The 1,520-nt window shown below is 58.5% G+C and carries 1 rRNA gene; it reads right to left on the bottom strand.

Annotated elements, in window-relative coordinates:
* Positions 1-17 precede the first annotated feature (17 nt).
* A 16S ribosomal RNA gene (locus J2744_RS15255) occupies positions 18-1,487 on the bottom strand.
* Positions 1,488-1,520 lie beyond the last annotated feature (33 nt).

Genomic DNA, 1,520 nt, shown 5'->3' on the forward strand with positions numbered 1-1,520 from the left:
GGGAGGTCTCGGGTCGGTGGAGGTGATCCAGCCGCAGATTCCCCTACGGCTACCTTGTTACGACTTAAGCCCCCTTGCGAAGCCCAGATTCGACGTCCGTGGGACGCCTCATCCGGACCTCACTCGGGTGCTTTGACGGGCGGTGTGTGCAAGGAGCAGGGACGTATTCACCGCGCGCTTGTGACACGCGATTACTACCGAATCCAGCTTCATGTGGGCGAGTTGCAGCCCACAATCCGAACTACGATCGAGTTTCTGAGATTACCGTCTCCTTTCGGAGTTGGAACCCTTTGTCTCGACCATTGTAGCCCGCGTGTTGCCCAGCACATTCGGGGCATACTGACCTACCGTTGCCCGTTCCTTCCTCCGTGTTAGCCACGGCGGTCTCCCTACTGTCCCCAGCTACCTCGCGGTACTGCTGGCAAGTAAGGATGCGGGTCTCGCTCGTTGCCTGACTTAACAGGACGCCTCACGGTACGAGCTGACGGCGGCCATGCACCTCCTCTCTGAGGCTCGGATAAGGTCATCAACCTGATCGTCATTACCACAGTCGATGCTGGTGAGATGTCCGGCGTTGAGTCCAATTAAACCGCAGGCTCCTCCGGTTGTAGTGCTCCCCCGCCAATTCCTTTAAGTTTCATCCTTGCGGACGTACTTCCCAGGCGGCCTGCTTAGCGGCTTCCCTACGGCACAGCACCCACTCGTAGTGGGAGCCACACCTAGCAGGCATTGTTTACGGCCAGGACTACCCGGGTATCTAATCCGGTTCGAGACCCTGGCTTTCGTCCCTCACTGTCGGATCCGTTCTCGCGACGTGCTTTCGCCATCGGCGGTCCGTCCAGGATTACGGGATTTCACTCCTACCCCGGACGTACCCGTCGCGCCTTCCGGTCCCAAGCCACGCAGTTTCTACCGGGCGCCCACCTGTTGAGCAGGTGGATTTCCCGATGGACTTGCGCGGCCAGCTACGGACGCTTTAGGCCCAATAAGATCGGCCATCACTTGGGCTGCCGGTATTACCGCGGCGGCTGGCACCGGTCTTGCCCAGCCCTTATTCTGGTACCACCTTACGGTACCGAAAAGCACAGGCGCTATGCCTGTGCACTTGGGATCCCCCTATCGCACTGTCGTGCAGTGTAAAGGTTTCGCGCCTGCTGCGCCCCGTAGGGCCCGGAATCTTGTCTCAGATTCCGTCTCTGGGTTCTCACTCTCATGACCCATACCGATTATTGGCACGGTGGGCCGTTACCCCACCGTCTACCTAATCGGCCGCAGCCACATCCTTCGGCGCCGGAGCGTTTGGCATACCACTCATTCCAGTGGTGGTACGGTATACACTATTAGCCTCAGTTTCCCGAGGGTATTGTGTTCCGAAGGGTAGTTTGGCCACGTGTTACTGAGCTATTCGCCACGAGTCTGAACTCGTGCGACTAGCATGGCTAAATCGGATCCCAATAGCAATGGCCTCCGGCAGGATCAACCGGAATGAATATCCTTCAGGCCTGATTCCCGGCCTGAAG

This window comes from Halorubrum trapanicum, from assembly GCF_017873555.1.
GTDB lineage: Archaea > Halobacteriota > Halobacteria > Halobacteriales > Haloferacaceae > Halorubrum > Halorubrum trapanicum.